We start from the raw sequence: 22,760 nt of genomic DNA, 5'->3' as shown, positions 1-22,760 counted from the left end.
TCGAAGATGGTTTATTCGGTGATATCACGTCTGCTAAAAAAGTAAACCGCCAGCGCGGTGAAAATAAAAAGATAAATAGCCAGCATAATCCATGCCCACCACACTGGGTTGCTGATTACGATTTGCTCGTTTGGTATCGGCATACCTGTGGTAGAACCCAAGAAAGTTGTTTCCTGCATTATAATGCGGTTAAAGTTGCTATTGAGCAGAAACGGATTTATGAATTTTAAAATCGCAGCCAAAATCCCAAATATTCCGTCAGGATTGAAATTTTCGTTAATTGCGACAGTACTGAGCGAACTCAAGGAGGCATCAATGCTGTTATACACGAAATAGACAATAATACCCGCTACCACCGATTTAAACTGGAAAGTCAACGCAATTGCCAGCGAAGAATAGATAAAAGCCAGTAAACCTTGCAGGGCGAAATATTTCAGACCGCCCCCAAAGTCTGCCCAATCGCTGGCAGTAATAGTAAAGGGTTGGTCAAAAAAGTATCGGGTAAAGGGAATATAAAGCAGCCAGCAAAGCATAAAAGATACAGTGGCACAGAGAATAAAAGTAAAACAAAAAAACCACTTTGACAATACCAACCGCATACGATCAGGTTGGCGGGTTGCCAGAACTTTCATGGTGTTCCAACGATATTCGTTCGAAACCATCAGCGCACAACCGATGATTAACAACAGGCTGAAGACCCCGTAAAGCGGGGTAAGGGTGCCACTGGCAAAAGCCACGCTCCCTTCCAAGCCAAGCCCGTAAACATCATTAAGGTTAGTCAGGCTACTGGGACTCAACTTTGGATTGCCAAATACCTTCACCAGCGTTTGTATCAGCATTATTACAGCGGTTAGTAGTGGGGGCAGCAATAACACATAGCGATAGTATTTGAGCTTGGAACCCTTAAAAAACTCATGCCGATACGAATTAATCAGAGAAGGTCTTGAGAGATTATTGATTGCCAATGTTGTTACCTCCTGAGATATTCACGGCGGGTAGTTGATTAGAGCTGGTTAGGTTCAAATAATATTCCTCAAGGGTTTGACTACGCGACATTATCTCGCTGGCGTAAACCCCGGCAGTTGCCAGCACACGGTTTATGGTTGCGCTTTCGGTAGCGGGGGCTGTTACCAGCAAATGGTAGCCCTCCGCCCTAAGTTGCCCGGCGTAGCCTGCTGCTTGCAAGGTGTACCAAGCTTTTTCCCATTCTTCCTGACTTACCCGGATATATATCGCGCTGTTGGCGGAAAGTAGTTCTTCCACCAAACCTTGCCCGATTATCTGCCCGCGCTGGATAATAGCCACGCGGTTACAAACCTGTTGCACCTCGAACAACAGATGGCTGGATAAAAATACGGTGCGACCCTGTGCAGCAAGCTCTTTAATCAACTGACGAATCTCAGCCATACCTGCCGGGTCAAGCCCGTTAGTTGGCTCATCCAGTATGATAATATCGGGATCGGTGAGCAGAGCAGAAGCTATGCACAAGCGTTGCTTCATGCCGAGCGAGTAGCGCGAAAAACGCTCTTTCGCCCGCGCCGCCAAACCCATTTTCTCCAGCACCTCATCAATTTTCTTTTCAGGGTGGGAAAGCCCTGCTACCAACGCCATTGCCCGCAAGTTATCACGCCCAGTTAGGTCGGGGTATAGCGCGGGAGATTCTACTATGGCGGAAACTCGCTTTGATACTTCGACTCGCTGCTGAAAAGTATTTAGCCCAAAAACCTCAGCATTGCCGTCAGTAGGCTTAATCAGCCCCAGCAACATACGGATTATCGTGGTTTTGCCCGCCCCATTGGGACCGAGCAAACCAAATACATCGCCCTTCTGTACTTCCAGCGTGGCTTTATCTACAGCGATGGTTCGTTTAAACCGCTTGGTGAGGCTATTGACTCGAATTACGGCGGAGGGAGCGGCTACCTGTTCACTACTAAGAAATTGAGCTTGCAAAACTTGCATCTCCTTTAGTATTGATCCAATTGAATCTACGCTTCAAGTTATCCGTTCTTTAAACGTCTTACGGCTGGTGGAAGTTTCTTCAGCGCAAATTAAGCGCGGTTATCGCTGTAATTTAGACTTTGTGATCGATTCAGTAGGACATTTTTTGGGTATAATAAAGCTCATCTCATTATAGACCATCGAACTGAGCGTTTAAAATTAACCCGGCAGTGGAGGGTATTTTATATGTGGCAAGAACGTTTGGGATATTTGCAAGATGTCTATCGAATAACCGGGCGAAGGTTCGGTTATTTCGTGGCAAATGTGGCGAATGGTTCGTTAACCAACCGCCTGAATGCGCCTAGTTCAAGTAGCGCACTTTGGAATCTGGAATACGAACCAGATTTCGCTAAAGGACGCAAGCTCTATGACCTAGCAAAACTCAAAGGTTGGAATCCGGAAACCGACATAGAGTGGGATAAAATTACCTCATCAGACCAACCCTTGATGCGAGATGAATATTGGGGAGCGGCTTCGATGGGACTCACCGAAGTGCTGACTGAGGAAGAAACACTGGAACTGAATCGCTACGACTTAGGTTGGATTATCAGCCAACTAATGCATGGTGAGCAAGGTTCGTTATTGATTTGTGCGCAACTGGTGGATATGCGCCCCGATATGGACGGGAAGTTATTTCTGGCAAGCCAAGTTATGGATGAGGCGCGCCATACTGAGGTTTTCCGTCATTATCTGGATAGCCTCAAAGTAGTACCGCCCGATGTTAATATCAAGTTCATCATTGATAGTTTGCTTGGCACGGCTAACTGGTATAAGAAAGCCATCGGTATGCTCATCTTGATAGAAGGCTATGCGATGGGTGTCTTTAGTTATGTAAAGCGAGCTACACTCGACCCCTGTTTATTGCAAATACTCGATTTTGTGATGCAGGATGAGGGGCGGCATGTAGGTTTTGGCATTGAAAGTATTGCCGAAGAAGTACGCGATATGCTGGTGGATGAGCGGCAAGAACTGGAAGATTACGCCTACAGCCTTTGTCGCACTCTCTTTTTCGGACGAGAACGAGGCGGATTCCGCAGCCAGTTAAATAAATACTGGGAGATGTCGCAAGGGCGTACCGGACTAACCCGCGCCGAATTTGAGCATAAAGTTTATAACAGCAGCGCAATGATAGAGTTCCAGCACGATACTTTTTACAACCACCTCGCCACGAATCTAGATAGAACCGGACTATTCAGCGAACGAGTTAAGCCCAAATACCGGGAATTAGGCTTGCCTGTGTAGTTTAAGCTTTTATAACCTGAATGATTTCCGCGCTATGTTCTCGATAGTGGTTAGTATAGCGCTGCAACCGCTCATGAATAGTAACCTTTGCGCCACTGGACATAGTTGACGTAGTTTGAGTTTGCTCGTCAGTCAGCGAAAGATATAAATCTGCAACCTGATAGTGTGATTTTACCAGTTCATCCACCAATTCTTGCAAACTCTTTACGGCGCGTTCCTGTACCTGACTGGCATTGCGCTCATTCATGGCTTGGATTCCGGCTACAAGAGTACCATCGAGATGGCGCTGAATGGCGGTCGCGGCAAAGGTAATACCACCTGCCAGATGCGCCACCAATTCTTTTACCGACCAATCCGGATTGACAGTGGCAAGGTCATAATGTTGGGGTTGTACCAGACTTAAAGTCTGGAGTAATTCGTCCCGCGCCCTGTCAAAAGCTGCTACCAATGCCACCCGCTCAGGGGAAGCAATCAGGTGGCGCATCGTGCCAATGCCCTCAATAATGGTCTCCATCACATCCCGATGTGCTAAGTATTCGGGCGGGTTGCGGAAGTTACCCACGCCATCCGGTGTCCCGGTAGAAATAATATCGCCCGGTTCAAGCGTCATAGTTGTCGAAAGGTCGGCAATGATAGTAGGAATATCGAACATCAACTGTCCGGTGTTAGCCTCCTGTTTGATAATGCCATTAACCTTGAGGCTGATAGGTACATGCAACGATTCGGGCAGTTCATCGGGGGTTACAACAAACGGACCAATTGGGCAACTGCCATCCAAACCTTTTCCCTTAAACCATTGCTGGTGTTTGTATTGCACGTCTCTGGCGCTCAGGTCATTAATTATAGTGTAGCCGAAAACATGCTTAAGGGCATTTTCTTGGGCTATTTTCTTGCCGCCTACCCCGATAATCACCCCAAATTCTACTTCCCAATCGTACTTCTGGGTTATCTCATAATCAAGCGGGATGGGGTCAAAAGCGCCTGTTATGCTGGTAGGCGGTTTGGTGAAATAGATAGGCGCTTCGGGGGGCTTTTCTCCACTCTCACCACGCGCAACTGCTCCTTCCAAATAATGCTTGTAGTAATTGCGACCGAGGCAGATGACATTTTTTGGCGGGTTAGTATAAGGTGCAGACACCAGACCTTCGTGATAGAGTACCGCCGCGCCCTTTGCCTTTAACTCAGCCAGATTTGCGGACTTTAGTTTCTCAGCAACCGTGTCCCACAAAGCAATCCCGCCTTTTATCAAAGACAGTAAATCGCCAACTCCGGCAACTTGCTCTACATCTACAATATAGCCCTGTTGCAAAGAACCGAGACGGTTAATACCGCTCCGCCGATAGGTCAGGTAGCGCATTCTATATCCTCGCTCTATTTTACTTTTATGAATACCTGTTGGAAAGGCTGGCTAACGCAGGCAAATTTAACACTCGCAACGAACGGTGTCAAGAAAATAACCCGTCTAAAAACTCGTCCGCAAGTGCTGTAATTTTTTGCTATAAGTTTGCGTTTCTAAAATTAGGAACAACAAAAGCAATTATTAATCTCTTCCGCCGATCAATGTTTGTCAGTCAAAAAACAGGAGCGGGTACAATGATAAGCAACAAAGATTTCAGTCGTAGACACTTTATAAGAATAGCCGGTATCGTAACAGGTTCGGCAGCGTTAGGGGCGCTGGGAGCATGCAGCGATAATAACAGCAGCCCTACCGCCGGGATAACCCCTATTATTTCAACCACCAAGCCTACAGTGTTACCGGTGGGCAATCCCATTGATAGCTACATGGCTTTAGCGCCCGGCACTATGCGGGCTGGACAGGTCGAAAAAGTTTCCGTTTCGCTGTTCAGCGGCGTAGCGTTGGGAACCGATAACGTAAAGGTGGATTTGCTGCTAAACGGACAAAGCAAAGCCAATATAACAGGCGTTATACAAGGGCGGGGGGATTTAGCTTTAAATCTGCCTGCGTTAAGTGAGGGTACTTATACCCTACAACTTGCTACCTCTAATTTTCAGGCGCAAGCACAGGTTAAAGTAGAAAGCGGCACATTGGTTTTTCTGGAAACCGACAAGCCGATCTACAAACCGGGTCAAACAGTGCATATCCGCGCCATGACGCTTGACCCGCGCCTGATGCCTGTGCGCGAACAAGTCACGGTCGAAGTGCAAGACGCGAAGGGTATTAAAATCTACAAGAAAAATCTACAGACCGATGAATACGGCATGGCAACTGCCGATTTGCCGCTCTCAAGTGAACCGAACCTCGGCACATGGAAAATTTCAGGAGTAACAGGCAAACGGCGCGCGCAACTGGACATCCGAATCGAAAAATACGTGCTGCCCAAATACGAAATCACTACCCAATTTACCAAAGGTTGGGCGTTGGTAAACGAGTCTATCAAAGGCACAATCAAGGCAGAATACAGCTATGGCAAAGCGGTGCAGGGCGAGGCAGAAATTCACGCCTTCAAATACACGGGGACTTGGCAGGAATTTTCCACCCTTACCAAAACCATCAACGGGCAAGTGGATTTTGAATTACCCGCAGTAAATTATGTGGTGGGAGTGCCGGGGGCAGGCGGACAAGGGAATGTACGCCTAGAAGTGACGGTGCGAGAGAAAGACACCGGCTATGAGGAAAAAACCACCGAGTTGCTAACCATCGCTTCTGCACCGATAACCTTAAAGGTGATACCCGAAAGCGTGATTTTCAAACCGGCATTGCCCTTATCGCTATTGCTGGTAGCGCAAACTCCCGATAAAAGCCCGGCAGACGCACAAGTTAGCATCGAAGTGATATATACCAAAGCCGATTACAGCACCAGTCGCGAAACCCGGCAAGCGGAAGTAAAGCAGGGTACAGGTTCGGTGAAAGTTAATCCGCCCGGTGATGCGATTTCACTCACGCTTTCGGCTTCCAGCAATACCAGTTCGGGTAAAGCCTATACCTCGCTCACCATGCAAGCCGGATACTCGCCTTCGGGCAATTTTATCAGCTTGCAACAGGTCAGCAAGGGTGGGCTAAAAGTGGGCGATACCGCCAGTTTCAAAGTAAACGCTACCAAACAGGCGAGCGGCTTCTATTACGAGATAATGGCACATGGCACTTTGGTTTTTTCCGATTACTCCGCCTCACCCGACCTAGCTTTCACCGTTACGCCACAGATGGCGCCACAAGCGCGTTTGTTGGTTTACCAGATTATGCCCAACGCCGAAGTAGCTGCCGATTATCTGCCCTTCTCGGTTGAAGCGAGCTATACCCACAAGGTTGAAGCCAAATTTGATAAGGCAGAGGTAGAACCGGGGCAGGAAGTCAGTTTGAGTCTAAAAACCGAAGGAGCAGCAAAAGTGGGCGTGGCGGTTGTTGACCGCTCGGTCTTTATTCTGGCTGAGAATCGCTTGAATCTGCAACAAGTCTTTGACGAACTGGAAAAGCTGTATCAAAAACCGCAGATTGAGTTGCACGATGCACAACCTGTAGCGGGAGATGTAATACCAGCGCCCGGTATGAGCGGGAAAATGGACACGCTAAGCAGCAAAGAGATGTTCGCTAACGCCGGGGTAGTGGTGCTGACCAACAAAAATGTACCACAGGGCAAGAGCTATCAGCAACAATTCTTTGCCGAAGCGGGCGGAGTAGTAAGAGGTGCGCCGCTTGCCGCTGCGCCTAACACTGCTGCTGCCACCACCGCTGCGGCCCAAAATTCAGCCGCCGATGCCAGCAAAGCCGCCGATCAAGTTGGTACATTGGCGGAAGTGCAGCGAGTACGGCAGTTCTTTCCCGAAACATGGATTTGGGAGGATTTCAAAACCGGAGCAGACGGCACAGCCAGCAAGAAATTTCAAGCGCCTGACAGCATCACCACATGGATGCTGCATGCGGTGGCGCTCTCTCCCAAATTGGGCATGGGCATGGCAGAAGCGCAACTAAAAGTGCTGCAACCTTTCTTTGTAACGGTTGACTTAGTATATTCCGCCATTCGGGGCGAGCAATTTCCGGTTAAAGTGGCGCTCTACAATTACACCTCGCAGGAGGAACAGTTCACAGTTGAGCTAAATCCTGAAAGCTGGTTCGAGTTGCTGGATCAGAGTTCTAAAACGATTAAAGTGGGCGCAAACGGCACAGGCGGGGTATCCTTCACCATTAAGGCGAAAGAGCTAGGCAATAAGCAACTCAAAATCACGGCACGATCGCGCAACCGGGCAGACGCAGTGATCAAAGAATTGCTGATTGAGCCGGAAGGCGTAGCGCGCGAAGTGGTGGAAAACTATGTAATAACAGCGGGTAAGAATCTGCAACTGGATATGAGCGTTCCGGCTGGAATCGTAGCAGATTCGGCGCGAGCGTATCTGGCAGTAACAGGCAACTACCTGACGCAAACAATCGAGGGATTGGAAAATCTGCTGCGGATGCCCTACGGCTGTGGCGAGCAAAACATGATTTTATTCGCGCCAAACGTTTTTGTGGCGCGTTACCTGAAAGAAACCGGGCAGATTAAACCCGAATTGCAGGCAAAAGCGGAAAGCCTTATGGTGACGGGCTACCAACGCGAACTGACCTACCAGCGCACTGACGGCAGTTTCTCTGCTTTCGGCAATAGCGATAAAATCGGCAGCTTGTGGCTTTCAGCCTTTGTACTGAAAACGCTGGCTATCGCTAAAGATTTTATCTTCATAGATGACAACGTTTTGAATGTAACCCGCAGCTGGCTACTCAAGCAGCAAAAAGCGGATGGTTCTTTCGAGCCGGTGGGTTTCTTGCACCATCAGGATTTGCTAGGCGGTTTAAAAGGCAACCAAGCACTAACGGCTTATTTAGCAGTGGCATTGCAGGAGTCGGGCGATAAAACCGGAGCAGGCAAAGCGATTGCCTATCTGGAAAAGAATCTGGATGGCATGAGCGACCCCTATACATTGGCTCTTACCTCTTACGCGCTGGAACTGGCAAAAAGCGGACAAGCGGGCAAAGCCTTCGATATGCTGGTCAAGCTGGCGAAACAGGACGAGAACGGTTTGTACTGGGGTGAATTAGAGCAGATACCTGTAAATCCACAAACAGGGGCTAATCGCTATAACCCACCAAACCGCAGCGCCACTATCGAAACTACCGGCTACGCACTGTTGGCGCTTGTCGCTCACGGCGACCGGGTAACGGCAGCACAGGCAGCGCGCTGGTTGGTTTCAAAGCGTAATTCTTATGGCGGCTGGGATTCAACTCAAGATACGGTGGTGGGCTTGCAAGCATTATCCCAATATGTCGCAGGCAGCAAAACGGACGTGGATGCTACCATTACATTCCGCAACGGGAACTGGCAAAAAGAGGTTCGGGTCAATCCCGATAACGCCGATGTACTACAAACGATCGAGGCGCAATTGGGCGGTACGGTAAGCGTAGAGGTAGCAGGGCGCGGGCAGGCAGTTCTGCAAACGGTTCGTCGCTTTAATGTACCGGAGGCAGAGCGCAAAGAGCAAGCTACTTTCCAATTGAGTGTGGATTACGGCGCGTCACAAATTGAGTTGAGCAATCAGCTTAATGTAAAAGCGACAGTGCAATTCACGCCGCCCGAACCTATCAAGGCGGGTATGGTAGTACTGGACGTGGCGTTGCCAACCGGCTTTGCGCCTGTAACTGACACGTTAGCGGCATTGGCAAAACAGCAACCCAAAATCAAACGCTACGATGTAGCAGGGCGCAAGGTGATTCTGTATATCGAGGACATGTCACCAAACGAAACTCTAACCTTCGAGTTCAAGGCGGTAGCGCTCTACCCCATTAAGGCACAGGCAGTTACTTCACAGGCGTATTCTTACTACCGCCCGGATTGGAAAGGCGAGTCGTTGGGAGGCGCAATTGTAGTTAACGGCTAGCATAAGTATGTTAATAATTTCTCAAGCGTGGGGAGTAATCCTCACGCTCAATTTATTTTGAAAAAAGGTCTTGTCAGCGCGAAAAAAAGAAGGTATCCTTAACATTACCCAAACTAATAAATAGCAGTTCAGGAGGTTTGAATATGTGCCCATATGCTGCCGCTTCAGGAAGCGCAATGATGTCAGCTTTGCCGCTGGTTATCGGTCTGATTCTCGCCCCCTTCGTAATAACTTTAGCAATGAGTGGCTGGAATCGCTGGAAAGCGAATCGTGCCGCTAAAGCCCTTATCACAAACGAATTGGAACAGAGCATCGCTACCAACGCTGAACCTCGCCTCGACATTGTGAGTGAGGCAGAAGCAATTGCCGCATCTGCTTGGAACCAACCAATAGAAAATGATTCCTACGAAACAAAACTATAGATCGGTCAAAGCTACGTCCGCTGGCGGAGTTAAGCTCCGCCTTTTTTATTACACCACTTGACTAGAACCTCATATAGTTATATACTATATTCTGCTAACCAAGCTCTATGCGGTTACGCTGGTTAGAATCAATTATACAATGCTGGAATTACTCATTTATACGTACTGGGGATATGTCTCTATAACGTTGGTTATATAATATTATGCGTGAATTAGTCAAACAATTTAATTATGCCTCGCAGCAATTTCGTTTGTTGATGGATAATGCCGGAAACGGGGGTATTCCCAAATTGCGTCGTGTCCACGCTTACGAGGAGGCTTTCGCGCAGCTCGTTAAATGCCATGAAATTTATGAGCTGCTGCGGGCGCAGACTGACGAAGCCGAAATAACACGCCTACACCGCACTCTAAACGAGAATTTCAAGCTCTACACCGAGGGTTGGGGTAGAGTCAAGCGGGTAGTACAAGAGTCGAGGCAGGCGCGCCACGAGCGCAAACGCGAAGAAAGTTTTGATTACTAATGAGCGCGCCCCAATGTAACCGCAAGGATTACACCTTAACCTCGTCAAGCAAGCAAATTTGATCTTTCATTCCTCAAAAACCTTCTCTCCTCGGTTGAGTCGCAAAGCTATCTGATAAGTCTGGTTGGCGCTGCGGGCAGTGGGGGAATGCGCCGCTAGGTAACGCACCGCCGCAAGCAAGGCGTGGTTGGCTATTTTAGGATCGCCGGGAAATTCCAGCAGCATAGCGTACTGGCGAAAACAAGCTTCGAGCGATTGGATAGGATGAAATCCGGCATCCTCTCGCAAAAGCGCCTTGCCGAGAGTCGCCCGCAACTTATCCGGTGCGCCACCCATATTGAGATAAAGCGCCACCAATTCTGCTGCCTCGTTCACCTGTTGTTGTAGATTGAACAAATCAAAAAGCTTTTTCAAAAGCTCATCAGGAGTAGCCACAACCTGCTGTTCCAATAATGGCGCAGGCAAACGAGTGGGTGGAATATTCAGGAAGCGGTCGAGATAAATACTCAGCGCGGCATCAAATACACCACGCACCAGTTCAACCGAAGGAGCACGTCGCATTCCCATATGAACCGCATTGGCAAAGGTAAAGGTATGGTGTACTGTATTCCAATCTGGGTATTCGTTTGTAATGCCGTAATGTACTATTCTTCGCAGCGCGGTATATGCCACTATCCCTGCCAGTTGCTCGTAAGTTGCACCTTGCCTCAAAGCTTCCAACAGAAAGGTAACGATTGCTACAGGGTCATCACCAAGCAAAACATCTATTAAGGAATCATCCGAGTGCCAGCGCCACTCTTTGCCAGCACCTTGTGCAGCGGCTTGTTCAATTTGCCCGAAAGTATTCTCCAGTAAAGCTACGAGATCAATGGGATGCCGCCACTCGTTAGATTCTTCCATGCGGTCTGCGCCGGTATAATTCGGAACAAGACTTGCTAACACCGGGGCAGCTAGGTCAGTATCCCAACCTGCCAGATCAAGGGCTTCAAAGGCTTTGGTAGTAAAATCGAGCGGATGACCAATATCAATGTAGCGGTGATCCGTAGCAGCAGCATAGAAAATGTCCACCACCTGTGCAGGCGAGTAACCGGCACGCACCGCCGTTACAATGCAGCGTTCAGCGCCTTCAGAGTCGCGCACTTCTATGAACTGGCGAAACCACTTTTTCAAAAGGGCAATGTCAGCGGAAGCATCCGGTAAAGGTTCAACGGCAAATCGAGCGGGTTGTCCATCACAATCACGCGAAACGGCATTAAGTCCGGTAAAGAGCGCGCGTGGCTTATCCTCTTCATCAAGATGGGGCAGTAAGTTTTGCATCACCGCTAGAGTAGTTGCGCCGATACTCCAACCGCCACGCCGATTCGTAGCAGCAAACTTCAAGCCAGCGCGAAACGGTTCTAGGGCAGCGGTATCCAAGTTAGCCTGTCCGCTTAGCAAACCGAGCGTAGCTTTGGCGATAACCAACCTGATATTGCGTTCCAATCCACTGGAAAGGTTTTTTAGATAGCGGACGTGCATGCCCGGTAGCGGAGTAAGGTCGAGCCACACTAACCCATCCTCAAGCTTAACCGGAAAGGCGCGGACATCATCCGCCCACAGGTCAAAGGTTCCACCGCTGGCTAGGTCAAAACGGGCGTGATGCCAGTGGCAGGTAAGGATTCCTTCACGCACGTTGCCCTTATCCAATGGAAAGCCCATGTGAGGGCAGCGATTATCAACGGCATAAATCTGGCGGTCGAACTTGAATAAAGCAATGGTGTAGCCCCAGGCATAGACTGTCTTACAACCACTTTCGAAAACTTCGGAAGCGGAAGCAACCGAAACCCACTTCCCATCGGTACTGACTGGTTTAGCTTGTGTCTGTTGCATATATATTTTCCCCTCTACGGTTCAGGTTCTCCAAATTTCTGGAATCCATTATAAACCGGATAAGAGGTTTTATTAATATATTTAGGTATAGAAAAATATTTTATTTTTGTAGAATAATTTAATGGGGTAGGGAAATCAAAGATGCGGATTAGTTCTCAAGTTCTTTGAGGCTTCTCTCATCCTTCATATCTTTATAAACCAAGTCAACCAAATCAGGGTAGAGTTTCTGCATGCAATTGGGACAGATACCGTGACTGAAACGCATATCAGAATTATCTTCGAGGTAGGTTTCAACCTGATGCCAGTAACCCTGATCATCCCTAATATTCTTGCAACTGGCACAAATAGGCAACAAACCTGAGAGTAACTTTATTTGTTCCAATGCCTCGCGTAATTCGGCAATGAGATGCTCACGTTCATGCTCAATCTGTACCCGTTGGGATATATCACGCATAACAACCAAACTGCCATTTGTTGCAGTACCTTTGCTGCGAATTATAGTGACATTGACATCGTAATAATTGGTCTGATCATTCTTACTAAGTTGTAGTTCACCTCTTTTATCTGTCTTAGCCAATAAATAATTGAGAAGTTCAGGAGTGTTTTGCAGAGCAGTATCAGCACCTTGACCGAGTAATTTTTGTTTGGGTTGTTTCACAATTTCTTGAGCAGTTTGATTAAGGTCAACTATACGTCCCAAGCGATCAAGCACAATCCAAGCATCTTGCAGCACATCTACAAGCATACTACGTGCTACAGGCAAAAGATCGAGGAATTGATAACGATAATAGCTTACTACAATCAGCATGGTGGTAAAACTCAAGCCAACTGCTGAGAGATTAAGATTTGGAATAGGAGAGATACCAAATACATAGAAAACATTTATTACGAGCGGAATTAAAGCGCTAATCAATAAAAAAATTATCTGGCTGCGGTATGGACCAGAAGCAGATAATAGAGTGTTAACCAATAAACCAATAATGCTAAAGCTAAAGATATATAGTAAAGGCATCTGAACAAAGTAATACCAGATACCATAATTGTTTTGTAGAATTGGGATTGAGGTAGTGGTAATATCTAACAAAGGTTGTTTGCGAAACAGGTGGTGGAGAGGATCAGTCCAGATAACAAACTGACTAATTACCGGATATAAAATCATCGGTATAAAAAAGCGGCGTACTTTCTCGAAATACCCTAAGTAACTCAGAATCAAACCCACCCAAACGATCGGCAGTAAATCAATACCGATAAATTGTAGGTTAGCCAAAGTGATTTTTGCATCTAAAGTAGTGGCAGCGATTTCAAATATAAAGCCTATTATCCAAAGCTCAAGGCAGGCAATAAAAGCCAACATCAATTTAACAGTTACATTATGACGTAACCGCCAAATCAAAAGGGCAACAATAAATATGGATACCGCAGAAAAAATAAAAGGCAATAAATATGGGGTAAATTGGAACATATAACCCCTTTTAAATTTAAGTCGTTCATTTCAAAAGTACAGAGCCAATGTACTTTAAAACTACATGGGAATTATAACCCCTAGACGGGGTTAATAATAGAGGTTAGTTTTAGTTTACTACTATTAAATTTATTATATTTTTGTAGGTGCTATCCGGCTTTAGCAATATTTTGACGGTGGTTTTTTTCAAGATGCACCAGCAAAACCGCTATATCTGCTGGATTCACCCCATTCAACCGAGAAGCTTGCCCTAGAGTAGCGGGCTTAAATTGGGCAAGACGCGCTCTTGCCTCATTTCGCAAGCCAACCACCACACTATAATCGAGGTCGTCTGGTAAGCTACTATCTTCAAGGCGGCGCATACGCCCGACTGCTTGCTCTTGCTTGTTAATATAGGTGGTGTACTTGGCTGCGATTTCAACTTGTTCGGCTACATCCGGGGTAGGTTGCTCATCGGGGAAAAGCACCGCAAAGGCTCGCGTGCCTACATCAGGGCGGTGCAGATATTCAAAACCACGAGTCTCGCCTGAAAGAGCAGGAAGCCCAGCAGCGGTTAGTATCGCATTACGCTCAACACTGGGCGTAAGACTGGTTTTTTCCAGCTTCTTGAGGTAATAGGCAATACTATCTCGCTTATTCTCGACCGCCATATAGCGTTCCTTTGAAACCAAACCCATCTCATAGGCAAGTGGAGTCAGGCGCAGGTCGGCGTTATCGGTGCGCAGCAACAAGCGATATTCGGCGCGACTGGTCATCAAGCGGTAAGGCTCTTTGATTTCTTTGGTAGTAAGGTCGTCAATCATCACCCCGATATAAGCCTGTTCCCGCTTTAGAATAAAGGGAGGGCGACTCTGTACTCGTAACGCTGCATTAATCCCCGCCAAAATTCCCTGACCACCCGCTTCTTCATAGCCGCTGGTTCCGTTGATTTGCCCTGCCAAAAACAGGTTCGAAATACGTTTGGTTTCCATGCTGGCGCGAATCTCGGTGCTAGGAACCGCATCATACTCAACCGCATAACCAAAGCGCATAATTTCGGCTTTTTCCAAACCGGGGATTGAATGAATCAGGTCAATCTGTACATCAGCGGGCAAACTGGTGTTTGCGCCCTGCACATAAACTTCGTTAGTTACCCAGCCTTCCGGCTCAAGAAACAGTTGGTGCGATTCCTTATCGGAGAAGCGATTAACTTTATCCTCGATACTAGGACAGTAGCGCGGACCGACTCCCTCGATTACTCCGGTAAACATAGGGGCGCGATGAAAGTTGTTACGGATGATTTCGTGGGTGCGGGAAGTGGTATGCACCAGATAACAAGGTAACTGAGGTCGCCAACCATCCAGTGTTGAATGTGGGAAAGCTTTGGGGATAGTGGGCGGGGGCATAAATTCTACCCGGTCATTTTCAAAGTAGGTAAAGCTGAAATGGAGTGGCTCCGCGCTACCACGTTGCACTATCGTTTTTGAAAAATCAATGGTACGGGCATCAATACGCGGAGGAGTCCCGGTTTTCAAGCGATGAAGTGGAAAACCCAAACCAGCCAGATTATTGGAAACCTGTACACTGGGAGGCTCACCGGCACGCCCAGCGCTGGCGATATAATCGCCCATGATAATACGCCCCTTGAGAAAAGTGCCGGTGGTCAGCACTACCGTCCGAGAATGATAGGTTAGCCCATTGGCGATTACTACGCCACAAGCTTGCAAATTCCCGGTTTGTTCATCTCGCTGAATGAGTAACTCTTCGACCTGAGCTTGGCGCAAGGTGAGATTAGGGGTATTTTCAATGGATTCTTTCATAGCGAGTTGATAGAGCTTTTTATCAGCCTGCGCCCGCAAAGCCTGTACGGCAGGACCTTTTGAAGTGTTGAGCAAGCGAATCTGAATCAGGGTGCGATCGGTGTTGCGCGCCATTTGACCACCCAGCGCGTCAATCTCGCGTACAACATGCCCTTTCGCCGGACCGCCGATTGAGGGGTTACACGGCATAAGCGCGACACTGTCGAGATTTAGCGTTACCAGCATAGTTCGGCAACCCATGCGAGCCGCTGCCAACGCTGCTTCACAGCCAGCGTGTCCCGCACCAACCACAATTACATCATACTCGCCTGCGTTTATATAATCCACTTTTGATACAACCTCAAGAATCTATATTATGGGGTTACCCCGATGAATTCTTATTTATCCAATCGAATATTATACCTTAAGCGAGGTTGGAATGAAACAAATTTTGCGTAACTTTAAATATGTGGAAATTAGTAAACTCAAGAGCGAGCGACAAATTGGAGCGGTTTGGTGGTTTGTTCATTGAAACCGGGCGCAATCGGAAAAACGATGGTGAAAGTTGTACCGCTCCCAGAGGCGCTGCTGACTTCAATGCGCCCGTGATGGGCATGGATGATTTCTTTGCTAATAGCCAACCCCAAGCCTAACCCGCCATGTTCTTTGCTACGACTTTTTTCCGCCTGATAAAAACGCTCGAAAATATGGGGTAAATCTTTTGGAGAAATGCCTTGTCCGGTATCACTAACGGTAGCTACTAGATTTTGCCCGGCAGTCCGACAACTGACTACAATGCTTCCACCGGGAGGAGTGTAACGTAGAGCATTATCAATCAAATTATTGAATACCTGGCGCAAGCGATCGTAATCACCCAACATAGGCAGCACCGGGTAAAGATGCTTTGCCAGAGTTACTTCTTGTAATAAGGCGCGTTGCTCAAAGGTACTTAAGGACTCTTCGATTATTTCGCTTAACTGCAATTTTTCCTGCGCCATTTTAACCTGCCCGCTTTCAAGGCGAGAGAGATCCAACAAACTTTGTACCAGCCTAATCATACGCTCGGTTTCGTTGTTGATAATTTCGGCAGAATAGGCAAAATCTTCGGGGCGGCGCAAAGCCCCATCCAGCATAGCTTGAGAAAAACCACGAATTGCGGTAAGCGGAGTTTTCAATTCATGGGAAACATTACCGATCAGTTCTCGTTGCATCCGCTGATATTGTTCGATTTCCTTCGACATCTGGTTAAAGCTCTCAGCCATTTTTCTAATTTCATAGCTCCCACCGGGCGGTACGGAATAGCTATAATCCCCATGCGCTACTGCCTGAGCGGCTACGGTTGCTTTGGCAAGAGGACGGCTGATAGTTCGGGCAATGAACAAGCCCACAATAAATGAAACCAGCAACGCCACCAGACCGGAAATTGCCAGAACAGGACCTAAATCTTGTAGCACATTCGGCACAGGTTGGACAGGCACTAAACTGACTATCAAAACAGAGCGCACATCACCACGGGCATTAAGTAACCCGAACAGATTAATTTGAGTGCTCTCAAAACGAGTGTAGATCAGATCAAAATGCTCGTTCTGAGAGGAAGTGAAATCATCTCGCAGATAGGGCTGCTTACCAACAAGAATATCGGGAACTGGAGTTGGCGCAAGGGCATTTCCTGAACTGGGTGTGGGTGAAATCTGGCGAGGGCGAATCACCGGAAGCTGTTGCCCGATAATATTGCGACTCGGATTCCCTTCAGTATCATACAAAATCTGACGAGTCAGTGTTTCTACCATCAAAACACGAATGTTTTTTCCACCCAACATTTGCTGAAAGGCAGCATCTAGTTCTTCATGAGTAGGGGGCGTTATCTGGCGACAAGGCTTGGTTTTAGTGGTATTGCAAATGTAAGGGGCAAAGGCGTTGGTAGTAGCATCTTGATTGGCGCGGAGGCGGAAATTTTCAAGCTGATTAGCGGCATCGCGAATATCATTTTCACGATCTGCCCAACTGCGATCTTCTTGGTATCCTTGAACCAACGGTAATATTAGTGCGCCCATTATTGCAACAGCAAGCAGCACTACCGCTGAAAAGGATATTATCAAGCTTGAACGCAACCGCATAAGTAAAACTCCAACCAGCGTATAAAACTTCCTCCTATTTTAGGATAGAACGTTTTTGTAAAAGGTAAATGACCGGATTGTAAAACCTCTGTAAACTCAATACAACAAATAGTATTGGCTAACAAAACATCTCTGTTATAATGTAAATGCATTTTCAAGAAAACAAGAATGGTTACAATGACGCGCAGAAGGGGGGTCACCAATGGCGGATGGCTACATTCTAGCCATAGATCAGGGTACAACCGGCACAACTACTATCATATTTGATCATGATACAAATATTATAGGACGAGGCTATAACCCGATAAGGCAAATTTACCCGCGTCCCGGCTTAGTAGAACATGACCCGGTGGAAATATGGAACGGGACTATTTCTACAATCCAACAAGCAATGAGTCAAGCGCAAATTGGTTACAATGAGCTTGCTGGTATCGGCATTACCAACCAACGCGAGACAGTTGTACTTTGGGAACGTGAAACCGGACGTCCGATCGGCAACGCTATCGTGTGGCAAGACAGGCGTACCTTGGCAATGTGCGAACGGTTGAAGGCAGAAGGTCTGGAAGCCGAATTGCATCATAAAACGGGCTTGGTATTAGACCCCTATTTCAGCGCTACTAAAGTTGCTTGGTTGCTTGAAAATGTTGATGGACTGAAAGAACGTGCCAAAAAGGGCGAAATTCTTCTTGGAACCATTGATAGTTGGCTCATATGGAATCTCACCGGCGGTAAACTGCACCTGACCGATATGAGCAATGCCAGTCGCACCCTCTTTTATAATATCCACGAACTAAAGTGGGATGAAGATATTCTCAACTATTTGGGTATCCCAATCAGTATGCTGCCGGATGTACGCTATAGCTCTTTCCCCTTTGGTGAAGTACAACCGGGGTTGCTTGCGCCAGATAGCCCTGCCATTCCTATCGCCGGTGTTGCAGGCGACCAGCAAGCAGCTCTTTTTGGACAGGCAGGCTTTCAAAAAGGGGAATTGAAAATCACCTATGGCACAGGCGCATTTCTGATGGTGAATACCGGCACTGAACCGGTAGACTCCCAAAACGGGTTGCTAACCACTATTGCGTGGGGCTATAAAAATAAAGTGGAATATGCGCTTGAGGGCAGCACTTTCATTGCGGGGGCAGCGGTGCAATGGTTACGAGATGAGCTAAAGATAATCGGTAACGCTGCCGAAACCGAGCAAATGGCGGTGAGTGTACCGGACAACGGCGGGGTTTATATAGTACCTGCTTTTGTCGGTTTAGGCGCGCCATACTGGGATAGCCGCGCACGTGGAGCGATTTTTGGTCTGACACGCGGCAGCAATAGAAACCATTTGGTGCGAGCAGCTCTGGAAAGCATCGCTTACCAGACCCGCGATGTGGTTGAAGCAATGAAGCTTGACAGTAATGCTGAATTCCCTGAAATCAGAGTGGATGGAGGGGCAGTTGCCAATAACTTTCTAATGCAATTCCAAGCAGATATGATGGGGATTAAGGTTATCAGACCCAAAATTATCGAGACCACTGCACTAGGAGCAGCTTTCCTAGCAGGGTTGACCGTAAACTATTGGGATTCTCAGAGCGAAATTGCGCGGCTATGGAAAGTAGACCGCGAGTTTGAAAGCCAGATCGATGAAGAAAAGCGCAACAAATTCTACCGTACTTGGAAAAGAGCGGTAGAGCGCTCTTTGGATTGGGAAGATGACTAAGCCAGTTCGTGTCTGATGTCATTATTATATTAATCACAAGCTATCGGAGATATTTACTCTTATGAAAATCATCATTCCGCTGGCAGGTCTTGGTACACGTCTCAGACCACATACCTTCAGCAAACCCAAGCCGCTGGTAACTGTAGCCGGCAAACCCGTACTAGGTCATATTCTTGATGAGTTGGCTATACTTGATGTTGAAGAAATTATTTTCATTGTCGGTTATCTCGGTGATCAGATTGAAAAGTATGTATCAAAAAATTATCCGCAGTATAAAGCTCGCTATATAGTTCAGTCGGAAATGCTGGGACAAGCACATGCGGTGAACTTGGCGCAAGATTATATACAGGGCGATGTGCTAATTATATTCGCCGATACAATCTTCAAAACCGACTTGAGTCTCTTAAAGAACCTTTCAACCGATGGTGTCATTTATACCAAAGGGGTGGAAGACCCCAGTCGCTTTGGGGTCACTGAACTGGATGAACATGGAATTATCACCCGGTTGGTAGAAAAACCTACAACCTTTGTTTCCAACCTTGCGGTAGTAGGGATTTACTACTTTAAAAAAAGCGAATGGCTCTTTAGCGCTATCAATAAACAGGTGGAACGTAACATTCAGTTGGGCGGTGAATATTTTCTGGCAGACGCTATCTCAATAATGATCGAAGAGAAAGCAAAATTTAATGCATTTACCCTAGAAGTCTGGGAAGATTGTGGTAAAATAGATGCATTATTACTTACGAATCGCTATTTGTTAGGTAAGCTTAGCGGAGAATTTCACAAGGATGAATATCATGATTCGGTTATTGTACCGCCGGTTTATATTGCACCTGACGCTAAAATCGAAAGAAGCGTGATAGGACCATATGTCAGTATTGCAGCAGGCGCAGAGGTAATCGATTCTATTTTGCGAGATTGCATTATCAACGAAAAGGCGGTGGTAAAAGCCTCTACGCTAAGCAACTCGGTAATAGGCAGCAACGCAAGTGTGGCGGGTACTTTCCACCATCTAAACGTTGGGGATAACAGTGAGATAGATTACGGCGAATAGCAAAAAGACTTATTTATATATGTGGGCAGGTAACGGTTAATCGAAGAATACTACTTACCTGCCTTATTCAAAAGGAGTAAATTGAAAATGTCCTCGGAAAAGAATCGAGTGATTATTATCGGAAGTGGTCCAGCAGCACTCACCGCCGCAATTTATACTAGCAGGGCAAATCTTGACGTGCTATGTATCGCAGGTTATGCCAGCGGCGGGCAACTAATGCTTACCAGCGAAGTTGAAAACTTTCCGGGATTCCCGGAAGGCATTATGGGACCTGAATTGATGGGAAATATGCGCGCACAGGCAGAGCGATTCGGTACACGCTTTATCGAAGCCGATGCGAGCAAGGTAGACTTCTCCGGCACTGTACACCGGGTTTGGATCGAAGATGAAGTTTACGAAGCCGAGGCAGTTATAGTAGCTACCGGAGCAAGCGCCAAATGGTTAGGGTTGGAAAGCGAGCAACGCTTGGTGGGACGTGGAGTTTCAAGTTGCGCTACCTGTGATGGTTTCTTCTTCCGCAACAAAGAGATTGCTGTTATCGGTGGGGGGGATACCGCACTGGAAGAAGCCTTGTTCCTTACCAAGTTCGCCAGCAAAGTCAGCTTGATTCATCGCCGCGACAAGTTCCGCGCCAGTAAGATTATGCAGGAACGCGCCAGCAGTCACCCGAAAATCAATATCATTTATGATACCGCTATAGAAGAAGTGTTAGGCGAAACTAATGTCACCGGGGTTAAGCTGCGCAATCTAAAAACCGATGAGGTAACCGAGTTACCACTAAGTGGAGTATTTGTAGCAATCGGGCACCAGCCTAACACCTCGATATTTAATGGTGCTTTAAAAATGAACGAGTCCGGTTATATCGAGGCAGTGGGAGGGGAAACCCTTACCAGCGAAACTGGTGTGTTCGTAGCAGGCGATGTCTTCGATTTCCGGTACAGACAGGCTATTACAGCCGCTGGTAGCGGTTGTAAGGCGGCATTAGAAGCGGAGAAGTATCTAGAAGGCTTACATAGCGAGTCTGAGGAAGCCTTAACCGCTGCGAATTAAGGAATTAAAGACAAAATCAGAAATAAAAAAGTGGGAGGCGCTCGGTGCCTCTCCTTTTTTATTTCTGATATTAAATGCAAGGGATATGTCTTTTTGAAAAAGCGGGCTACGCAAGCAGCTTCAGTAATTCCAAACCCTCCAATAAACCGTCACCGCCAGATAAGCGACTTTCTGGCGGAATTTCCCAATATCCTGCCGTTTGAAAGCATGCCAATGTTTCAGGTGAATTACATAGAGGATAAAGACCAAAAACTCTAGTAACCTGATTGTTACTTAAGCCTTCTGACAATATTATTTTTCCCAAAAATATTCAATGATAAAGCATATGAATCCAATTATTCCATGCGACTATTTTCATGTCTTGACAAAATTCAGATTCACTCTAAAATGGGACTCATCAATACAGCTCATAAGTGGGGTCGGCTCAGGGGATAATTATACCTAATCTGGGTGTATTTTCGTTTGTTCCGACTTTATTTTTCTCACAACCTGTACTCATTGGTTGAATAATTAGTAGAATAACATCAGTCGGGAAATGTTTAGGACAAAGCATAACCCCTTATTATGAGGGGAAGGAGTTTCAAAGACTAACCGAGGATATAAATAAACCCGTGTTTAAACGGGTGTTTGTCTGAAAATGATCGATTAAAAGGTCTATAAAATAAGAAAATCCCCGCGGCCCGCTAAACCATTGGGGATCTTCACTAGGTACGATAGCCCTCACAGGGAGGACTTTCTTTTGTTTTCTGTCGTTTACAGAATAACATAAGAGATTCTCCATGTCAAGGGTTATGGAGGATTTTTTATGCCCAAAACACCGATTTCAGCATATTCTGCTGCCAATCTTTCTTCAAAACAGGCTTCTTCCACGCTCGTCTTCGAGCAAGAGCAAGAAGGCGGCTACTTTGTACAGGTTCCGGTAGAATTACTTAAGAGTGATATTTGTAGCCCAACCGCCTTGAAACTTTATCTGGTGTTACTTTCTTATTGCGGCAGGGGTGAAACAGCGTTTCCGGGTCAGGCACGACTGGCACGAGATATGGGTTTGAGCGAAAGACGAGTTCGGATAGTGCTAGGAGAATTACAAGAAGTTGAGTTACTTTCGGTAGCGCATCGCGCCGGAAAAACCAACATATATCGGCTGCACCGCTTCCGTCTTAGAGGTCAAACCGCCACTACCCCGGAAGAAAAGTTACCTGCTAAGCGGAAGAAAGATTCCGCACATGGTAGGAACATAACTTCCGCTGAATCACATGTTGAATCATATTTAAAAGAATCAGATTCAAACATGACGGAAAAGGTTGTTGCTGAAACTGTTAATGCTAAGAAGAGTGAGGAAGAGAAAGAGGCTACAAACAATAGTATTACTGAGGTAGAAAAAGAATTGCGAAAAGCCGGAATTAAACATGATGTTGCTCGTACTCTTGCTACCCTCGCTACCAGCAACGGACGTGATAGCCATTACATTAATAACCTTCGACAACGAGTTGAGAATAACCCTGCTCTGACTAACCCTGTCGGCTATCTGGTTACATTAGTACGCCAGAATGCAGAACCAGTCGTTCCACAGGCTACAGCACCGCTTGGAACAGGTAAGGGCGGAGCTATTGATTGGTCTAAATATATGCCGGGAGGTAAATATGCCTACCTTGCACGGGTTTAAGAGGTTTGGCG

General features: G+C 46.9%; 16 protein-coding genes. 9 read left to right on the top strand and 7 right to left on the bottom strand.

Annotation, left to right across the window (positions count from 1 at the left end; translation table 11 throughout):
- Positions 1-11: 11 nt before the first annotated feature.
- Together OZ401_RS17695 and OZ401_RS17690 are read right to left on the bottom strand one after the other, a co-directional pair.
- Positions 12-965, bottom strand: a complete 954-nt coding sequence (locus OZ401_RS17695) for an ABC transporter permease (protein ID WP_341471777.1) — start codon at positions 963-965, stop codon at positions 12-14.
- Complete coding sequence (locus OZ401_RS17690) at positions 952-1,950, bottom strand: ABC transporter ATP-binding protein (RefSeq protein WP_341471776.1); 999 nt, start codon at positions 1,948-1,950, stop codon at positions 952-954. The genes OZ401_RS17695 and OZ401_RS17690 overlap by 14 nt, the downstream gene beginning before the upstream one ends.
- Positions 1,951-2,184: 234 nt before the next feature.
- Here OZ401_RS17690 and OZ401_RS17685 point away from each other — a divergent pair, with 234 nt between their 5' ends.
- Positions 2,185-3,240, top strand: coding sequence for a ferritin-like domain-containing protein (locus OZ401_RS17685; RefSeq protein ID WP_341471775.1), 1,056 nt, complete (start codon positions 2,185-2,187; stop codon positions 3,238-3,240).
- 1 nt (position 3,241) lies between these two features.
- Here OZ401_RS17685 and OZ401_RS17680 read toward each other — a convergent pair whose 3' ends face one another.
- Positions 3,242-4,597: a fumarylacetoacetate hydrolase family protein gene (locus OZ401_RS17680; RefSeq protein ID WP_341471774.1), complete on the bottom strand. Its 1,356-nt coding sequence runs from the start codon at positions 4,595-4,597 to the stop codon at positions 3,242-3,244.
- Positions 4,598-4,833: 236 nt separating this feature from the next.
- Here OZ401_RS17680 and OZ401_RS17675 point away from each other — a divergent pair, with 236 nt between their 5' ends.
- From OZ401_RS17675 to OZ401_RS17665, 3 genes are all read left to right on the top strand, one after another.
- Positions 4,834-9,105, top strand: coding sequence for an alpha-2-macroglobulin family protein (locus OZ401_RS17675; protein WP_341471773.1), 4,272 nt, complete (start codon positions 4,834-4,836; stop codon positions 9,103-9,105).
- 143 nt (positions 9,106-9,248) lie between these two features.
- Positions 9,249-9,527, top strand: coding sequence for a hypothetical protein (locus OZ401_RS17670; RefSeq protein WP_341471772.1), 279 nt, complete (start codon positions 9,249-9,251; stop codon positions 9,525-9,527).
- A 203-nt stretch (positions 9,528-9,730) separates the two neighbouring features.
- A complete protein-coding gene (locus tag OZ401_RS17665) occupies positions 9,731-10,048 on the top strand; it encodes a hypothetical protein (RefSeq protein WP_341471771.1) in 318 nt (105 codons plus the stop codon).
- A gap of 66 nt (positions 10,049-10,114) precedes the next feature.
- Here OZ401_RS17665 and OZ401_RS17660 read toward each other — a convergent pair whose 3' ends face one another.
- From OZ401_RS17660 to OZ401_RS17645, 4 genes are all read right to left on the bottom strand, one after another.
- Positions 10,115-11,917 (bottom strand): Rieske (2Fe-2S) protein, encoded by a 1,803-nt coding sequence (locus OZ401_RS17660; protein ID WP_341471770.1) that lies wholly within the window; start codon positions 11,915-11,917, stop codon positions 10,115-10,117.
- 148 nt (positions 11,918-12,065) lie between these two features.
- Positions 12,066-13,379 (bottom strand): histidine kinase N-terminal 7TM domain-containing protein, encoded by a 1,314-nt coding sequence (locus tag OZ401_RS17655; RefSeq protein ID WP_341471769.1) that lies wholly within the window; start codon positions 13,377-13,379, stop codon positions 12,066-12,068.
- A 149-nt stretch (positions 13,380-13,528) separates the two neighbouring features.
- A complete protein-coding gene (mnmG, locus tag OZ401_RS17650; protein ID WP_341471768.1) occupies positions 13,529-15,505 on the bottom strand; it encodes a tRNA uridine-5-carboxymethylaminomethyl(34) synthesis enzyme MnmG in 1,977 nt (658 codons plus the stop codon).
- Between the two features lie 137 nt (positions 15,506-15,642).
- Positions 15,643-17,274: a sensor histidine kinase gene (locus OZ401_RS17645; protein WP_341471767.1), complete on the bottom strand. Its 1,632-nt coding sequence runs from the start codon at positions 17,272-17,274 to the stop codon at positions 15,643-15,645.
- Between the two features lie 202 nt (positions 17,275-17,476).
- Here OZ401_RS17645 and glpK point away from each other — a divergent pair, with 202 nt between their 5' ends.
- The 5 genes from glpK (at position 17,477) to OZ401_RS17620 (ending at position 22,749) form a co-directional block, all read left to right on the top strand.
- A complete protein-coding gene (glpK, locus tag OZ401_RS17640; protein WP_341471766.1) occupies positions 17,477-18,982 on the top strand; it encodes a glycerol kinase GlpK in 1,506 nt (501 codons plus the stop codon).
- 61 nt (positions 18,983-19,043) lie between these two features.
- Complete coding sequence (locus OZ401_RS17635) at positions 19,044-20,036, top strand: sugar phosphate nucleotidyltransferase (RefSeq protein WP_341471765.1); 993 nt, start codon at positions 19,044-19,046, stop codon at positions 20,034-20,036.
- An 87-nt stretch (positions 20,037-20,123) separates the two neighbouring features.
- Positions 20,124-21,086, top strand: coding sequence for a thioredoxin-disulfide reductase (gene trxB / locus OZ401_RS17630; RefSeq protein WP_341471764.1), 963 nt, complete (start codon positions 20,124-20,126; stop codon positions 21,084-21,086).
- Between the two features lie 93 nt (positions 21,087-21,179).
- Positions 21,180-21,344, top strand: coding sequence for a hypothetical protein (locus OZ401_RS17625; protein ID WP_341471763.1), 165 nt, complete (start codon positions 21,180-21,182; stop codon positions 21,342-21,344).
- Positions 21,345-21,891: 547 nt separating this feature from the next.
- On the top strand, positions 21,892-22,749 hold the full coding sequence (locus OZ401_RS17620; protein WP_341471762.1) for a helix-turn-helix domain-containing protein: 858 nt from the start codon (positions 21,892-21,894) through the stop codon (positions 22,747-22,749).
- The last annotated feature ends 11 nt before the right edge of the window (positions 22,750-22,760 follow it).

Origin of the sequence: Candidatus Chlorohelix allophototropha (assembly GCF_030389965.1) — a bacterium.
In the GTDB taxonomy this organism is placed as follows: Bacteria; Chloroflexota; Chloroflexia; order Chloroheliales; family Chloroheliaceae; genus Chlorohelix; species Chlorohelix allophototropha.
The sequence above is the reverse complement of the archived record's forward strand: the minus strand, read 5'-3'. Positions and strand labels throughout refer to the sequence as shown.